This window comes from Streptomyces sp. AC555_RSS877, from assembly GCF_019049245.1.
Lineage (GTDB): Bacteria > Actinomycetota > Actinomycetes > Streptomycetales > Streptomycetaceae > Streptomyces.
In genome coordinates, this window is sequence record NZ_JAGMUK010000218.1 from 231,506 (window position 1) to 246,796 (window position 15,291).

Annotated in this window: 16 protein-coding genes and 1 pseudogene; 7 read left to right on the plus strand and 10 right to left on the minus strand. The window is 71.8% G+C overall.

Annotation, left to right across the window (positions count from 1 at the left end; translation table 11 throughout):
• Positions 1-33: 33 nt before the first annotated feature.
• The 4 genes from KUM49_RS44865 to KUM49_RS44880 all read right to left on the minus strand — a co-directional run bounded on the left by KUM49_RS44865 (position 34) and on the right by KUM49_RS44880 (position 4,006).
• Positions 34-393, minus strand: coding sequence for a UBP-type zinc finger domain-containing protein (locus tag KUM49_RS44865; RefSeq protein WP_217242733.1), 360 nt, complete (start codon positions 391-393; stop codon positions 34-36).
• Positions 390-1,850, minus strand: a complete 1,461-nt coding sequence (locus tag KUM49_RS50115; RefSeq protein ID WP_217242734.1) for an ATP-binding protein — start codon at positions 1,848-1,850, stop codon at positions 390-392. Before KUM49_RS50115 ends, KUM49_RS44865 begins: the two co-directional genes overlap by 4 nt.
• Entirely contained in the window at positions 1,847-3,523 is a 1,677-nt protein-coding gene (locus tag KUM49_RS44875) for an FAD-dependent oxidoreductase (protein WP_217242735.1), read from the minus strand. Before KUM49_RS44875 ends, KUM49_RS50115 begins: the two co-directional genes overlap by 4 nt.
• Before the next feature lie 129 nt (positions 3,524-3,652).
• The gene (locus KUM49_RS44880) at positions 3,653-4,006 is read right to left on the minus strand and encodes a VOC family protein (protein ID WP_217242736.1); all 354 of its coding nucleotides are present in this window, start codon (positions 4,004-4,006) and stop codon (positions 3,653-3,655) included.
• A 64-nt stretch (positions 4,007-4,070) separates the two neighbouring features.
• On the opposite strand from KUM49_RS44880, the gene KUM49_RS44885 reads away from it, so the two are divergent.
• Positions 4,071-4,943 (plus strand): universal stress protein, encoded by an 873-nt coding sequence (locus KUM49_RS44885; RefSeq protein ID WP_217242737.1) that lies wholly within the window; start codon positions 4,071-4,073, stop codon positions 4,941-4,943.
• A gap of 1 nt (position 4,944) precedes the next feature.
• On the opposite strand, the gene KUM49_RS44890 is transcribed toward KUM49_RS44885, so the two are convergent.
• From KUM49_RS44890 to KUM49_RS44900, 3 genes are all read right to left on the minus strand, one after another.
• On the minus strand, positions 4,945-6,183 hold the full coding sequence (locus tag KUM49_RS44890; RefSeq protein ID WP_217242738.1) for a DUF4032 domain-containing protein: 1,239 nt from the start codon (positions 6,181-6,183) through the stop codon (positions 4,945-4,947).
• Between the two features lie 58 nt (positions 6,184-6,241).
• Positions 6,242-6,988 (minus strand): MBL fold metallo-hydrolase, encoded by a 747-nt coding sequence (locus tag KUM49_RS44895; RefSeq protein ID WP_217242739.1) that lies wholly within the window; start codon positions 6,986-6,988, stop codon positions 6,242-6,244.
• A 202-nt stretch (positions 6,989-7,190) separates the two neighbouring features.
• Positions 7,191-7,817, minus strand: coding sequence for an alpha-ketoglutarate-dependent dioxygenase AlkB (locus KUM49_RS44900; RefSeq protein WP_217242740.1), 627 nt, complete (start codon positions 7,815-7,817; stop codon positions 7,191-7,193).
• A 128-nt stretch (positions 7,818-7,945) separates the two neighbouring features.
• Between KUM49_RS44900 and KUM49_RS44905 the strand changes: the two genes are divergently transcribed.
• Together KUM49_RS44905 and KUM49_RS44910 are read left to right on the plus strand one after the other, a co-directional pair.
• A complete protein-coding gene (locus KUM49_RS44905) occupies positions 7,946-8,593 on the plus strand; it encodes a TetR/AcrR family transcriptional regulator (protein ID WP_217242793.1) in 648 nt (215 codons plus the stop codon).
• A gap of 17 nt (positions 8,594-8,610) precedes the next feature.
• Positions 8,611-10,284, plus strand: coding sequence for an FAD-binding dehydrogenase (locus KUM49_RS44910; RefSeq protein ID WP_217242741.1), 1,674 nt, complete (start codon positions 8,611-8,613; stop codon positions 10,282-10,284).
• A gap of 23 nt (positions 10,285-10,307) precedes the next feature.
• Here KUM49_RS44910 and KUM49_RS44915 read toward each other — a convergent pair whose 3' ends face one another.
• On the minus strand, positions 10,308-10,658 hold the full coding sequence (locus tag KUM49_RS44915; RefSeq protein ID WP_217242742.1) for a DUF488 domain-containing protein: 351 nt from the start codon (positions 10,656-10,658) through the stop codon (positions 10,308-10,310).
• A gap of 242 nt (positions 10,659-10,900) precedes the next feature.
• Between KUM49_RS44915 and KUM49_RS44920 the strand changes: the two genes are divergently transcribed.
• The 3 genes and pseudogenes from KUM49_RS44920 (at position 10,901) to KUM49_RS44930 (ending at position 12,715) form a co-directional block, all read left to right on the plus strand.
• Positions 10,901-11,644 carry a hypothetical protein gene (locus KUM49_RS44920; RefSeq protein WP_217242743.1) on the plus strand — a complete coding sequence of 248 codons (744 nt, stop codon included), beginning with the start codon at positions 10,901-10,903 and terminating at the stop codon, positions 11,642-11,644.
• A gap of 137 nt (positions 11,645-11,781) precedes the next feature.
• Positions 11,782-12,195: pseudogene (locus KUM49_RS44925) on the plus strand (sensor histidine kinase); the annotation flags it as partial.
• Between the two features lie 70 nt (positions 12,196-12,265).
• On the plus strand, positions 12,266-12,715 hold the full coding sequence (locus KUM49_RS44930; RefSeq protein WP_217242744.1) for a DUF6098 family protein: 450 nt from the start codon (positions 12,266-12,268) through the stop codon (positions 12,713-12,715).
• Positions 12,716-12,727: 12 nt separating this feature from the next.
• Here the strand turns inward: KUM49_RS44930 and KUM49_RS44935 are convergent, their stop codons facing one another.
• Both KUM49_RS44935 and KUM49_RS44940 read right to left on the minus strand, forming a co-directional pair.
• On the minus strand, positions 12,728-12,979 hold the full coding sequence (locus tag KUM49_RS44935; protein WP_217242745.1) for a WhiB family transcriptional regulator: 252 nt from the start codon (positions 12,977-12,979) through the stop codon (positions 12,728-12,730).
• 177 nt (positions 12,980-13,156) lie between these two features.
• A complete protein-coding gene (locus tag KUM49_RS44940) occupies positions 13,157-14,377 on the minus strand; it encodes a saccharopine dehydrogenase family protein (protein WP_217242746.1) in 1,221 nt (406 codons plus the stop codon).
• Positions 14,378-14,501: 124 nt separating this feature from the next.
• Between KUM49_RS44940 and KUM49_RS44945 the strand changes: the two genes are divergently transcribed.
• A complete protein-coding gene (locus KUM49_RS44945; RefSeq protein ID WP_308407011.1) occupies positions 14,502-15,263 on the plus strand; it encodes a TetR/AcrR family transcriptional regulator in 762 nt (253 codons plus the stop codon).
• Positions 15,264-15,291: the final 28 nt, after the last annotated feature.

Genomic DNA, 15,291 nt, shown 5'->3' on the forward strand with positions numbered 1-15,291 from the left:
ACCGACAACGCCCCTGCCCAGCAGGGGTGGGACTCAGCGCAACGTCTCCGCCCAGTTCGCCGGCACCCGTCCCGCGGGCCCCGGCACCGGCTGGTCGGCGGGATGGCCGGCCGGCGGCGCGAGTTCCGGCCCGGCCTCGTACAGTTCGTTCGTCGCGAAGTTCCAGTACCAGCCCTCACCCGGCTCGAAGCTCTGCACCAGCGGATGACCGGTCTCCCGGAAGTGCCCGGTGGCGTGCTTACCCGGCGACGAGTCGCAGCAGCCGACATGGCCGCACTGGGCACAGCGCCGCAGATGGAACCACCAGCCACCGGCCGCGTCGCACTCCACGCACCCGGCACCGCTCGGCGGAACGCCGGGCTCTACTCCGTCGATCGCGTTGTCGCTGGTCATGCCGGCTCCTCGGGTGCGGTGTCGGACTCCGCGGCGGCGAGCGGGAGAAGGACCTGGAAACGGGTGTCGCCCGGCTCGGACTCGACCTGGAGCGTGCCGTGGTGCTTGTTGACGACGATCCGCCAGGAGATGTCCAGGCCGAGCCCGGTGCCCTCGCCCACCGGTTTGGTGGTGAAGAACGGGTCGAAGATCCGGCCGCGGACGTCCTTGGGGATCCCGGGGCCGGTGTCGCGGAACTCCACCAGCAACCGGTCGTTGTCGAGGGCCGTCCGCACGGTCAACGTGCCCTCCCCGCCGGTGCCGTTGATGGCGTGGACCGCGTTGTCGATCAGGTTCGTCCACACCTGGTTGAGTTCCGCCGGGTACGCCGGGATCCGCGGAACCTCACGGTCGTACTCCTTGACGACCTTGATCCGTGATCCGATCTTGCCCGACAGCATCAGCAGGGTGCTGTCGAGGAGTTCGTGGACGTCGGCGACCTGGTACGGGGCCCGGTCGAGCTGGGAGTACTGCTTGGCGGCGCCGACCAGATGGGAGATCCGGGTGGTGGAGTCCTCGATCTCGTCCAGCAACAGCTCGGTCTCGACCGTGTAGTTGAGCCACCCGATCGCGCTCGGCAGGATGTCCTCGTCCACGGCCGCCGCGACCTGGTCCAGCCAGTCGGTGTCGAGCCCGGCCTGGACGAAGGTGGGGGCGATCTGCCAGCCCTCGGGGATCTCGTGGTCGTCGAGCCAGTCGGTGAGGACGTCCTCGCGGTCCGAGGCCTCCAGGGGGCTCAACGACGGTGCCTTGGCGACGCGTTCGGCCGTGCGTTCCTGGATGTCGATGAGGTTCGCCAGAGCCTCCGGCGAGAACGAGCCCGCGGAGATCACCCGCAGCTTGTGCCGCATCTTGCCCACGCGCTCGCGCAGTGTCGCGGTCGCCCGGACGGCCGCCGCCGCCGGGTTGTTGAGCTCGTGGGTGAGTCCGGCGGACAAGGAGCCCAGCGCCAGCAGCCGTTCGCGCTGCCCGATGGCCCGTTGCGTGCTCTTCGCCCCGAAGAACAGCCCCTCCAGCAGATGCACCGCCATCGGGAACCACTCCCTCATGAAGCTCGCGAACCTGTCCGCGGGCAGCACGAAGAAGCGCGTCGGTTCCGTGACGCGCATCGAGTTGACGTACCTCTGCTGCACCCGGTCACCCAGATACGCCTGCATCGACCCCGAGTACACCCCGCGCTGGGAGGTCCGGTTGACCTCCACGTCGTCGCCGCCGACCCGGCGGGAGAGCACGACCGTGCCCTCGATCATGACGTAGAAGCACGTGGCGGGCTCGCCCTCGGTGTAGACGGGGCCCGGCTCGAACCTCTCTATCCGCCCTTCGCTGCACAGCCTCCCGATCTGCTCGGGGGACAGCTCCTCGAACAGGAACAGCGAGCCGACCTCCTGCGGGCTGCACGGCATCACCTGCCCGCTCACGACTGCTCCAGATACCGGTGGACGAGCATCACGGCCATGGCTCCCTCTCCGACGGCGGACGCGACCCGCTTCGCGGACTCGGCACGGGCGTCGCCCGCGACGAACACGCCGGGGATGCTGGTCTCCAGGTGGTACGGCGGCCGGTCCAGTTCCCAGCCGGCCGGCGGCCGTCCGTCGGCGGTCAGGTCGGGCCCGGTCAGGATGAACCCTCGCTCGTCGCGCAGCACCGTGCCGTCGAGCCAGTCGGTCAGCGGGGCCGCGCCGATGAACACGAACACCCACTGGGCGTCGACCAGTTCGGTCCGCCCGCTGTCGACGTCGCGCAGCGTCAGCTGCTCCAGGCGCCCGGAGCCGTGCGCGGCCTCCACGACCGTGCGGCAGCGCACCGAGATGTTCGGCGACTCCTCGATCTGCTGGATCAGGTAGTGCGACATCGACGCCGTCAGCGACTCCCCGCGCACCAGCAGGGTCACCGACTTGGCGCCCCGGGCCAGGTACATCGCCGCCTGCCCCGCGGAGTTGGCGCCGCCGACGATGTACACGTCCTGGCCCTGGCAGGAGGCCGCCTCGGTCAGCGCCGAGCCGTAGAAGACCCCGCAGCCCGTCAGGTCGGTCGTGCCGGGCGCCTCGAGCTGACGGTAGGACACGCCGGTCGCCAGGATCACGCTGTGCGCGGCGATGGCCGACCCGTCCGAGAACCGTACGATGCGCGAGGCGCCGTTGATCTCCAGTCCCGTCACCTCGCGCGCGCTGAGGATCTCGGCGCCGAACTTCGTCGCCTGCCGCCGGGCCCGGTCGGTGAGCTGGGCTCCCGACACGCCGTCGGGGAAGCCGAGGTAGTTCTCGATGCGTGAGCTCTGCCCGGCCTGCCCGCCGGTCGCCGACCGTTCCACGAGCACGGTCCGCAGCCCCTCGGAGGCCCCGTACACCGCCGAGCCGAGCCCGGCCGGGCCGCCGCCGATGACGACGAGGTCGTAGAAGTCGTCCGCGGGCGTCGTGGCCAGCCCCACCCGCGCGGCCAGCTCGGGGGCCTCCGGCTCGACCAGGGCCGTGCCGTCCGGGGTGATGACCAGCGGCAGCCGCTGCGCGTCCTGCCCGGCCGCCGCCAGCAGGCGCTGCCCCTCGGGCTCGTCCGCCGAGTACCAGCGGTACGGCACCTGGTTGCGGGCCAGGAACTCCCGTACGTCCGAGGAGCGCGCCGACCAGCGGTGTCCGACCACCTTGGTGGCCGGCACCGGCCGGTAGTCGCTGCTCCGCCATGCCTCCAGGAGGTCGTCCAGGACCGGGTACAGCTTCTCCTCGGGCGGGTCCCACGGCTTGAGGAGGTAGTGGTCGAGGTCCACGACGTTGATCGCGTCGATCGCCGCGTTCGTGTCCGCGTACGCGGTCAGCAGCACCCGCCGGGCGCCCGGATACACGTCGAGGGCCTGTTCCAGGAACTCGATGCCGTTCATCTGCGGCATCCGGTAGTCCGCCAGGATCACGGCCACCAGGTCTCCCCGCAGCTTCAGCTCACGCAGTGCCTCAAGTGCCGACTCGCCGGACTCGGCGCGCACGATCCGGTACGACTCGCCGTAGCGCCGTCGCAGATCCCGTGCGACGGCGCGGGACACTCCCGGGTCGTCGTCCACGGTCAAGATGACGGTCCGCGCTGCGTCCGCGGCCTGTGTCATACGTCTCCCACCCCGAGGTCGGACTCACGGCACGGTGAACCCAAGGTTGTGCGGCCACCTGGCCGGTTCCCGCCCATCGTATGTTCGATCGTGCCGCTTCACTCACGTATGCGGGTGCCGGCCGGGAGGTCAGCCCCGGCGTGGCCCGAGCACGCAGAACTCATTGCCCTCGGGGTCCATGAGGGTCACCCACGGCTGCTCGCCCTGGCCGACGTCCGCGTGCCGCGCGCCGAGGGCGAGAAGGCGAGCCACCTCCGCCTCCTGGTCGTCCGGCCGGAAGTCGGGATGGAGGCGGTTCTTGACCGTCTTGCCCTCCGGTACCTGTGCGAAGAGGAGTCCGGGGAGGCGGTCCTTCTCGGGCCGGATCTCGAACTCGTCGGGAAGGTCGCCCACGACCACCCATCCCAGCGCCTCGGCCCACCAGCGGCCCAGAGCCGCCGGATCGGCCGCGTCCACGACAACCTGCTCCCATTCCAAGGTCATGGCGGCCAGCCTAGGGAAAACTGGGTACCGGGCAAGAGGATCACGACACTGGGAGGCCGACAGCATGAAGCGCCCGATCACGGCAGGGGTCGACGGAACCGAGGAGAGCCTGGCAGCGCTGGCCTGGGCGGCGCGGGAGGCGGTCCGGCGGGACCTGGCGCTGCGGGTGGTGCATGCCTGGCGGTACGAGCCGCACGAGGTGGTGGAGGCGGCGGACCCCGAGGTGCAGGCCGGATGGGCCAAGGAGGCGGTGGGCGAGGCCGCCCGCACGGTCACCGAGCGGCACCCCGGCCTCGAGGTGTCCACGGACGTGGTGGCGGGCGCCGACGTGGACGCGCTGGTCGCCGCGGCGGCGGAGGCCGAGATGCTGGTGCTCGGCTCACGCGGGCACGGCCGGGTGGTCGGCTTCCTGGTCGGCTCGGTAGGCCAGCAGGTGATCGTGGAGGCGGCACGGCCGGTCGTCCTGGTGCGGGCGGGCGACGCCCCCTCCGGCGAGGCCGTCGGGCGTGAGATCGTCGTGGGCCAGCAGGGTGACCCGCAGGACAGCGCCGAGGTGCTGCGGTTCGCGTTCGAGGCGGCCGCGGCGCGCGGCGCGACCGTGCGCGCGGTACGGGCCTGGACCCTGCCGCCCGTCTTCGCCTACAGCCCGGGTTCGCTCAAGCTCCTCGACGAGGCCGGCGGCCTCGAGCCGTACGAGAAGAAGGCCCTGTCCACGGCACTGCAGCCGGTGCGGGACCGCTTCCCCGACGTGCCGGTCGTCGAGCACGTGGAGATGGGCAGCGCCGGGCAGGTGCTGCTGTCGGTGGCCGGAGACGCCCAGCTGGTGGTCGTGGGGCGCCGCGCCCACCGTACGGCCGTCGGCGCCCGCATCGGCTCGGTCGCCCATGGCGTCCTGCATCACGCGGGCTGCCCGGTGGCCGTGGTGCCGCACGTCTGAGTCAGTCGGCGGAGGGGGTGGGCAGGAGCGTCTCGCGCGCGGTGGGAAGGATGTTGTTGATGTAGTCCTGGACGACGGTGTCCAGCCCGATGTCGTGCTGGGCCCGCTCGGACAGGTACCAACGGTGTTCCAGCAGCTCGTGGTAGATCTCGGCCGGGTCCATGGAGCCGCGCAGTTCGAGGGGCACGGCCCGCACGGTGGGGCGGAAGACGTCCCGCACCCAGCGGTGGGCGAGCACCTCCGGGCGGGCCGCCAGCGGGTCGCCCGGGGCGTAGTCGTCCTGGGTGGCCATCCAGGACTCCAGGTCGCCCAGGAGCCGGCGGGCCTGGTTCTCCTCGGTGTCCAGGCCGGTCAGCCGCAGGAGCTGGCGCTGGTGGTGGCCGGCGTCCACGACCTTCGGTACGAAGGTGACGGTGTCGCCGTTGGAGGAGTGCTCGATCTGCATCTCGGCCACGTCGAAACCGAGCTCGTTCAGACGGCGGATACGGCGCTCGATGTAGTGGTACTTGCCCGCAGGGTAGACGGACGTGCGGGTCAGCTCCTCCCACAGGCCCCCGTAGCGCGCGCAGATCTCCATGCCGAACTCGATCGGGTCCACGGAGGGGTGCAGGGCCCCGGACGCCTCCAGGTCGAGCAGCTCGCCGCTGATGTTCACCCGGGCCAGGTCCAGGTCGTAGTCGCGCTGCCCGGGGCTGAGCTGCGGGTGCAGGTCACCGGTCTCCGCGTCCACCAGGTACGCGGCGTACGCGCCGGCGTCGCGCCGGAAGAGCGTGTTGGACAGCGAGCAGTCGCCCCAGGCGAAGCCGGACAGGTGCAGCCGCACCAGCAGCACCGCCAGCGCGTCCATCAGCCGGTGCATGGTCGCGGGCCGCATCGTCGTCTCGAACATCGACCGGTACGGCATCGAGCCGCCCAGGTGCCGGGTGATCAGCACCGGCTCCAGCGGCGCGTCCCCCGCGGCGGTGCGCCCGGTGACCACGGCCAGCGGATCGACCGCGGGGATGCCGAGCCGGTCCAGGTCGCGCAGCAGCTCGTACTCGCGCAGAGCCGGGCGCTCGGCGAGCTCCTTGACGGCGATCACCTCGTCGCCGGCGCGGGCGTAGCGAACGACGTGGCGGGAGATGCCGCGCGGCAGAGGCACCAGGTACTCGTCGGGCCACTCCTCCAGGGGGAGGTGCCACGGCAGTTCGAGCAGGAGCGCGGGGTGCTCCGGGTTGGTCGCGCTGATCTGCAGTGCCATGGGCCGTGTGTCCTTGTCTTGCGTCGCGTACTGCCTCGCCGGTGATCGTCACCTCACCTTAGAGCGCGCGCTCTAAGGCCTGAAGTGCCGCTTCACGGACCGGACCGCGGTGCGCGGGCCCGTGCCCGGGCAGCAGCAGGTCACCGGCCAGTCCTTCGAGCACGTCCAGCGAGGCCACGGCACGGGCCCGCTGGTGGTGGAACATGTCAGGCAGCAGCTGCGGACCCTTGGTCCGCGAGGTGGGGTGACCGCTCACCAGGGCGTCGCCCGAGATCACCACCCCGGAGTCCGGGAGGTGGAAGGCGGCGTGTCCGTCGGTGTGGCCGGGCGTGTGCACCGGGACGGGCCGCCCGGGCAGGTCGAGCGGTCCGGCCGCCGGGAACGACTCGGGCGAGGCGACCGGGACGGGGACGGTGCCGCCCGAGCGGATCGCGTGCACGGCCCACGGCAGGACACCGGGCCGCCAGCCGTTCCACAGGACCGTCCCGACACTCACCTGGTGCAGGAACTCCCGCCGGGCGTGCGGCACTTCGGCCTCGTGCAGGTAGACGGGCATGCCGTACGAGGCGCGCAGGTACTCGGCGGAGCCCAGATGGTCGTTGTGGGCGTGCGTGATCAGCACGGCCGTGACCGCCTCCGGTGAACTGCCCACCTCCGCAAGGGAGGTGAGGAGCTGCTCCCGGTCGCCGGGGTAGCCGGTGTCGACCAGGGTGGCGGAGTCGCCCTCCGTGAGGATCACCCAGTTCGTGTTGCTGCCGTGCACCAGATAGGTGCCGTCGGCCACGTGCTGCACGTCCGCCCGCATGGATCGTCCCCGCCCGGTGAGGTACCTGCTCGACGGGGACAGCCAAGCAGATGATCACCGGGGCGGAATCGGCGGGTCCGGGGACTGGGCGCGCCCCGCTCGGAGGAACGAGGCTGCCTCCGGCACCGTCCGCCGGAGGCAGCCCCCGCGCGCGCCTTCGAAGCGGCCGCCTCTCCGCCCCGGCGCACGCCGCCCTCGGTTGTCACTGCACGTCGTGCGGGCGGAACTGGATGCTGATGCGCGGTCCCGTGGCGCGCGTGGACTTGGGGATGGAGTGCTCCCAGGTCCGCTGGCAGGAGCCGCCCATCACGATCAGGTCGCCGTGCCCCAGTGGCCGCCGGACCGTGTCCCCGCCGCGTGCCGGACGCAGCAGCAGGTCACGGGGGGTGCCCACCGAGAGGATCGCGACCATCGTGTCCTGGTGGGCACCCCGCCCGATCCGGTCGCCGTGCCAGGCCACGCTGTCCCGGCCGTCGCGGTAGTAGCACAGCCCGGCCGTGGTGAAGGGCTCGCCCAATTCCTCGGCGTAGCGCGTGGACAGCGCCTCGCGGGCGTCCGTCAGCAGGGGGTGCGGCAGTGCGTCGTCCGCCCCGTAGAACGCGAGCAGTCGCGGTACGTCGACCACGTGGTCGTACATCTTCCGGCGCTCCGCCCGCCACGGCACCTCGGCGGCCAGCTGTTCGAACAGTTCGTCCGAACCGCTCAGCCAGCCCGGCAGCACGTCGATCCAGGCGCCGAGGCCGAGCACGGTACGGCGGACCCCGTCGAGGGGGCCGAGGCGGAGCTCGTCGGTCTGGTCGAAGAGGGAGCCCTGGAGGTGCCTGGTCATGAAATCCAGCGTACCTCTTAATCGAAAAGATGTTCTAGATGAGGCTGCGGCACGGCCGGGTTCGGCGGAGACCTTTCGATACGTTGGTGTATCGGATACATTCCCGTATCGAACGGAGGTCGAACGTGGTGGTGGAGGAGGAGACGACCAGGCGTGTCACCAAGCGCCGCGTCCGCACGCGGGCCAACCTGCTGGACGCCGCCTTCGCGGTGTTCGCCGCCAAGGGCTTCGGGCGGGTCTCGATCGAGGAGGTCTGCGAGGCCGCCGGCTACAGCCGGGGCGCCTTCTACTCGAACTTCGACAGCCTGGACGAGCTGTTCTTCGCCCTGTACCGGCAGCGAGCCGACCTGATCGCCGCCCAGGTCGCCGAGGCCCTGGCCCTGGACGGACCCGAACTCGACGTACCGGCGTCCGTGGACCGGGTCACCGAGGTGCTCCTGCTCGACGTCGACTGGCTGCTGGTGAAGACGGACTTCCTGGTGCACGCCGCACGAGACCCGGCCGTCGCTCACTCCCTGCTGCAGCACCGCGAGCGGCTGCGACGGGCCATCGAGGACCGGCTCGCCCGGGCCACCGGACACACCCCACTGCCCGCCGCGCTCGGCGGCATCGACGGCGCCGCCCGCGCCGTCGTCGCCGCGTACGACGGAGTCACCACCCAACTGCTGCTGGACAAGGACGTCGAACGCGCCCGGGTCTGGCTGGGGCAGTTGCTCACCGCCCTGCTGACCGACGGCAGCGGCACACCCGAACGAGACTCACTCAGACCCCAATGAGAAGGGCAGCGGTCGCCATGGATGCGGACGTCATCGTCGTCGGAGCCGGACTCGCGGGCCTGGTCGCCGCGCACGAACTGACCAGCCGGGGCCGCAGGGTCGCGCTGGTCGACCAGGAGAACGCCGCCAACCTCGGCGGACAGGCGTTCTGGTCCTTCGGGGGGCTGTTCATCGTCGACTCCCCGGAACAGCGGCGCCTCGGCATCAAGGACTCCTTCGAGCTCGCCTGGAACGACTGGCAGGGCAGCGCACAGTTCGACCGGACCGACGACGAGGACTCCTGGGCGGTGCTCTGGGCGCGCGCCTACGTCGAGTTCGCGGCGGGCGAGAAGCGGTCCTGGCTGGAAGGGCACGGCATCAAGTTCCTGCCGACCGTCGGCTGGGCCGAGCGCGGCGACCTGACGGCCCACGGACACGGCAACTCCGTACCCCGCTTCCACATCGCGTGGGGCACCGGCACCGGGGTCGTGGAGCCGTTCGTCGAGTACGCCAAGCAGGCCGCGCGCGACGGGCTGCTCACCTTCCACCACCGCCACCAGGTCGACGAACTGGTCGTCGAGGAGGGCGTGGCGCACGGCGTCCGCGGCACCGTGCTGGCCGAGGACAACTCCCCTCGCGGTGTCGCCTCCAACCGCGACCGCCTGGGCGACTTCGAGCTCACCGCCCGGGCGGTCGTCGTCACCACCGGCGGCATCGGCGCCAACCACGACATCGTGCGCCGCTACTGGCCGGAGCGGCTCGGCACCCCGCCCGCCGAGATGGTCACCGGAGTGCCCGCCTATGTCGACGGCCGGATGCTCGACATCAGCGCGAACGCCGGCGCCCGCCTGGTCAACCGCGACCGCATGTGGCACTACACCGAGGGACTGCAGAACTGGGACCCGATCTGGCCCGGCCACGGCATCCGCATCCTGCCCGGGCCGTCCTCGATGTGGTTCGACGCCCTCGGCCGCCGCCTGCCCGAGCCGTGCCTGCCCGGCTACGACACCCTCAGCACGCTCAAGTACCTGCGCACCACCGAGGACATCGCGGACCACGACCACTCCTGGTTCATCCTCACTCAGAAGATCATCGAGAAGGAGTTCGCGCTGTCGGGCTCCGAGCAGAACCCCGACATCACCGCCAAGGACCGGGCCGGCTTCCTGCGCACGCGGGTGCTCGGAAAGGGAGCCCCCGGCCCCGTGGACGCCTTCCTGCGCAAGGGCGCCGACTTCGTGTCCGCCCCGAACCTGGAGCAGCTCGTCGAGAAGATGAACGCATTGACCGACAAGGCGCTGCTGGACGCCGCCGGGATCCGGCGCCAGATCGAGGCCCGCGATCTCCAGATCGCCAACTCCTACAGCAAGGACGCCCAGGTGCAGGGCATCCGCAACGCCCGCCGCTACATCGGCGACCGCCTCGGCCGCGTCGCGACCCCGCACCGCATCCTCGACCCGGCCGCCGGGCCCCTCATCGGCGTCAAGCTGCACACCCTCACCCGCAAGACGCTCGGCGGCATCCAGACCGACCTCGACTCACGCGCCCTCGGCACCGACGGCAAGCCCCTGGACGGCCTGTACGCGGCGGGCGAGGTCGCCGGCTTCGGCGGTGGCGGCGTCCACGGGTACAACGCGCTGGAGGGCACCTTCCTCGGCGGCTGCCTCTTCTCCGGACGGGCGGCAGGGCGGGCCGCCGCCCGGCAGACGGCCTGACCTGACCGCGACGGCCCGCCTCCCTAACCCTGGAGGAGGCGGGCCAGCACGGCGGCGTGACTCTGCTCGGGGGACTTGGCGGCGGTCAGCAGGGTGACGGCGCCCTTGGCGGCCAACCCCCGCACCCGGTCGAGCAGTTCGATCGCCTCCGGGGCGGCCAGCTCGGCCTCGTAGCGCCGGCCGAACTCCTCGTACGACCCCTCGCCCGCGTGGTACCAGCGGCGCAGCTCGGTAGACGGGGTGAGGGCCTTGGGCCACTCGTCGACACGCGCCGCGTCCTTCGACAGACCCCGCGGCCACAGCCGGTCGACCAGGACACGCACGCCGTCCTCGGGCTCGGGCGGTTCGTAGACGCGGCGCACGCGCACACTCACGGGCGGGCCTTTCTCCGGTGGGCCAAGGTGCCGGGAGCGTATCGCCGTGCTCCGCCGTGTCCGGGTCACGCAACGCGGATACTCCGGAACGGGAGTGCGGGAAGGACCTGGGCGAACCCGTTCCAGACCTGGCTGCGTACGGAGGGCAAGCCGGGGCAGGCCGTAGCACCGGCCGGGCGGTGCCGGCCCAACACGTTCCGGAACCTGACGAGTTCCTCACAAGTATCGGTCAAGGTCGATCCGTGACCGGACACCGACCTTCCGCCGCGCTGCTCGCCGCGTCGCTGCTGCTGACCGGATGCGGCGGCGCGGCGGCGATCTCGGACCACCGGCCCGAGGCCGCCCCGACGACGAGCACGCCCGCGCCCTCCCCGGCGATCTCCGTCGAGGCGGCACCGCGGCACCTGCCCGGCCTGGGGCCGAAGACCCTCGCGCAGGTCCCGTCCCGCGCCCGGCAGGCCGTCGTGGTGACCGGCCGCGGGAAGGACTCCCCGAACTCCACGGTCGTGCTGTACGAGCGCACCGCGGCCGGCTGGCAGGCCGCCTGGGAGAGCCGGCCCGCGCACAACGCGCTCAAAGGCTGGACCGACCATCACCGCGCCGGTGACCTGCGCTCGCCCATCGGGGTCTACACCCTCACCGACGCCGGCGGCCGGCTCCGCGACCCCGGCACCCGGCTGCCGTACGACCGCGGCAGCGGGTTCACCGCGACCGGAACGGGGTTCGAGGGGGAGCCGCTGGCCGGATCCTTCGACTACGTGATCGCCGTCAACTACAACCGCAGGCCCGGGACTTCACCCCTGGACTGGACCCGCCCGCTCGGCGCCGGCCGCGGCGGCGGCATCTGGCTGCACGTCGACCACGACGGCCCCACACAGGGCTGTGTCAGCATCGCCAAGAAGCACATGAGGGAACTTCTGCTGGCGCTCGACCCCGACCTCCACCCCGTCGTCGTCATGGGCGACGCCAAGTCCCTGGCCCGCTGAGCCCGCAGAGGTCTCCCGAACCGCTCAGGATCCGCCGCGTGTGCGCACATGTGCTGGTCGCCGAGGACGACGAGATGCAGGCCGAACTCATACGCCGCTCCCTGCTGGCGGAGGGTCACACCGCCACGGTCGTCCACGACGGACGGGCCGCCCTGGACGCCGACCCGCTGCGGATGCGGCAGGCGCTGGGCAACCTGGTGTCCAACGCCCTGCGCCACACGCCCGCGGGCGGCAGCGTCACGCTGGGCGCGCGCCGCGACGGCGACTTCGTCCTGCTGGAGGTCACCGACGACGGCAGCGGCATAGCACCGGACGATCTGCCGAACCTCTTCGACCGGTTCTGGCGCGCGGAGAAGTCCCGCAGCCGTCGCACCGGCGGCAGCGGCCTCGGCCTGCCGATCGTCCGCCACCTCGTCGCCGCCCACGGCGGAACGGCCGACGCGGCCAGTGAGCCCGGTGCCGGCAGCGTCTTCACGCTGCGGCTGCCGGGCGCGGCCGGGCAGGACGGGGCACCGGGGGAACCGTCCGCGTCCGTCGCTCCGGCGCCGTAGCGGTCGCTCCGATTCCGCTCGCGTTGAACGGGTACCCCGTCTCCGCGACGGCAAAGAGGGAGGTCAGGACATGAGCACAGCGGACGACCTGCCAGTCGTGAAGACACTCGAGGAAGTCGCCGATCTGGTCGAGCGGCACCACGGCCTCTACGTCCGCTGGTCCCGCGGCCCCGAGGTCGACCTCGCCGACGCCTCCAGCACGGACGACCTGACGGGCGTACGCATGTCGGGGCTGTCGGCGAACCCGCTCGACGTCGAGGAGTGGTGGGACGGGCGGCCCGTGGAGGTGTGGGTCGCCCGCCGTCTGTACGACTACTCGCATCTGCCGCACGAGAAGGGCCCCGGGGTGTACCCGTGGGTCCTCAGGGGCCGGGAGACGGGCCGGGGGCCCGACAACGAGCCGCTGGTCGCGAACGTCCGGCCGATGTGCCGGCTCGCCGCAAGGACGATCGACGAGGCGCGCGACACAGTGGACCGCCAGGACACTTCCTGGGGTCCACTGCGCCGCCCCGGCCGCTGACGCGGCCCCGTCTCACCCGGAGTTCCTCCGGGAGCCCGCGCGCCGCCTCAGCGCACGGCGTTCGTTCTCGCTCGTCCCGCCCCAGACACCCAGGGTCTGCCCGGTGTCCAGCGCCCACTGCAGGCACTGCTCCCGGACCGGGCAGCGCCGGCAGACGGCCTTCGCCTGCTCCTGCTGCACCAGCGCCGGGCCGGTGCTGCCGATCGGGAAGAAGAGATCGGGGTCCTCCTGGCGGCACGCGGCATGGTCTCGCCAGTTGTCCATGAAATGTCACCTGCGATCGAAAGTCGTGTGCCCTCGGGATTTCCTTACTCGTTTCCGGGTCACCTGTCGATGCGTGGGTGAAACAACCGAGTCCTGTGCGACGCGAGGCCGGTGCGGCACGAACGCGGTGAAAAGCGGCCGAAGGGCGCGGTCGAAAGACGTGGCCGGGAGGCGCGCTCACTGCTCGCGGACGCCCCACGGGGAGTCGTAGGCGGTCAGCAGATCCAGGAAGGGCCGGGCCGGGAAGGCCTCCGGGCCGAGGACGCCCGCGCCGGTCCAGGCGCCGGTGGCGAGGAGTTCCAGGGCGACGACCGGATTGACGGCGGTCTGCCAGACCACCGCCTGACAGCCGTACTCCGCCATGGACCACTGGTTGTCGACCACGTGGTACAGGTACACCTCGCGCGGCGCCCCGTCCTTGACGCCCCGCACCCAGGTGCCCGCGCAGGTCTTGCCCCGCATCCGCTCACCCAGCCTCGCCGGGTCCGGCAGACACGCGGCCACGACGTCCCGCGGCGAGACGGCGACCGGACCGGCGGCGCTCGGCACGGTCACCGGGTCGGTGCGGTCCAGGCCCAGCAGGTGCAGCGTCCGGAGCGTTTCGATGAACTCCCGGCCCAGCCCGTACTTGAAGGTGACGCGGCGCGCGCCGACCCAGCGCGGCACGAGCAGCACCTCCTCGTGCTCCACGTTCACGCACTCCACCGGACCGATGCCCTCGGGGAAGTCGAAGACCTCGGGCTCGCTGAACGGTTCCGTGGTGAACCACCCCCGGTCGGCTTCGTAGACGACCGGCGGGTTGAGACATTCCTCGATGGTGGTCCAGATGCTGAAGGAGGGCGCGAAGCCGTAGCCGTCGACCGTCAGGTTCGCGCCGTCGCGGATACCGATCTCCTCGATCTCGTCGAAGAGTTCGTCGGCCGCGTACCGGGCGAAGACGTCCGACAGACCCGGTTCCACCCCCATGCCGACGAGCGCCAGAACGCCCGCCTTCTCCCACTCCTGCGCCTGCGCGAACTGGTCGTCGCCGAGCTTCACCCCGCACTCCTGGTACGGCCGCTCGGCGTGCGGGCGAGACAGCGACATCGCCATGTCCAGATAGGTGGCGCCCGCCGTGCGGGCGGCCCGGAACAGCGGCATCACGAAGCGCGGGTCGGTGGCGTTCAGGAGGACGTCGCAGCCGTGCCGCCCAAGCAGCGCCGCCACGGCCGCCTCGTCGCCGGCGTCCACGCGCTCGGCCAGGAAGCGGCTCCCGTCGTCGCCGAGGGCCGCTACGGCCGCCTCGGCGCGGGCCGGGTCGTAGTCGGCGACCACCATCGTGTCGAAGAACGGACGCCGGGCCGCGATCCGGGTGATGGCGGTGCCCACACCACCGGCTCCCACGAGCAGTACACGCATGACAAGAACTCCATCGGTCGAGGTCGACGAGTGGTCGAGAGAGCGGGCCCGGAAGCGATCCAACGCCGTCGGCCCGCGTAAGGTCAATGGCGTTGGCATAAGGCCGCGGGAGGAGACGACAGCCGTGCCGAAACCAGTGGTTTCCGAGGAGAAGCGGCGCCGGCGCCGGCCCACCCGGAGCGGCACCGTGCTGTCCGAGGCGCTGATCGTGGAGACCGCGCTGCGCATGCTGCGCGAGCACGGCAGCGCGGGCCTCACCGCCCGCCGCCTCGGCCTCGCCCTGGACGCCGACCCGTCCACGCTCTACCGGTACTTCCGCGGGATGGACGACCTGACCCTCGCCATCGGCGACGCGCTCCTCGGCCAGGCGCTCGAGGGCTGGCGGCCGACGGGGGAGTGGCGGGCGGATCTGCGCGCCGTCGGACTGCGCATCCACGCCGAGTACGTCGCCCACCCGCAGGCCGCGCTGCTGACCACCAGCCGGGTCACCGGCCGCGCCAACGAACTGGCCGCCGACGAGGCGGTCCTGGACCTCCTGCGCCGGGCCGGGTTCCCGCTGCCGGACACCGTGCGGATCTACCACGCCTTCATCGACCAGACCCTGGCCTTCGCCGCCCTCGACGCCGCCTCGCTCGCCCTGCCGAGCGACTCGCTCCACGCCGACGAGGACGTGTGGCGCTCGACCTACGCCCGCCTGCCCCGCACCACGCATCCCCGCATCGCCGAGGCGGCACCTCTGCTGGCCACCCGCATGGTGACCAGCGCCTATCCGACGGCCCTGGACATGCTCCTGGACAGTGCCGAGGCCCAGCTCCAGCGGTACGCCGAGGGCCTGTCCGGCGGATCAGGTCGCAGGAAATGCGCGGCGCCTCGTCGACGCAGGTGAGCGGGGCCTGGTGCGTCGAGCTGCAGGG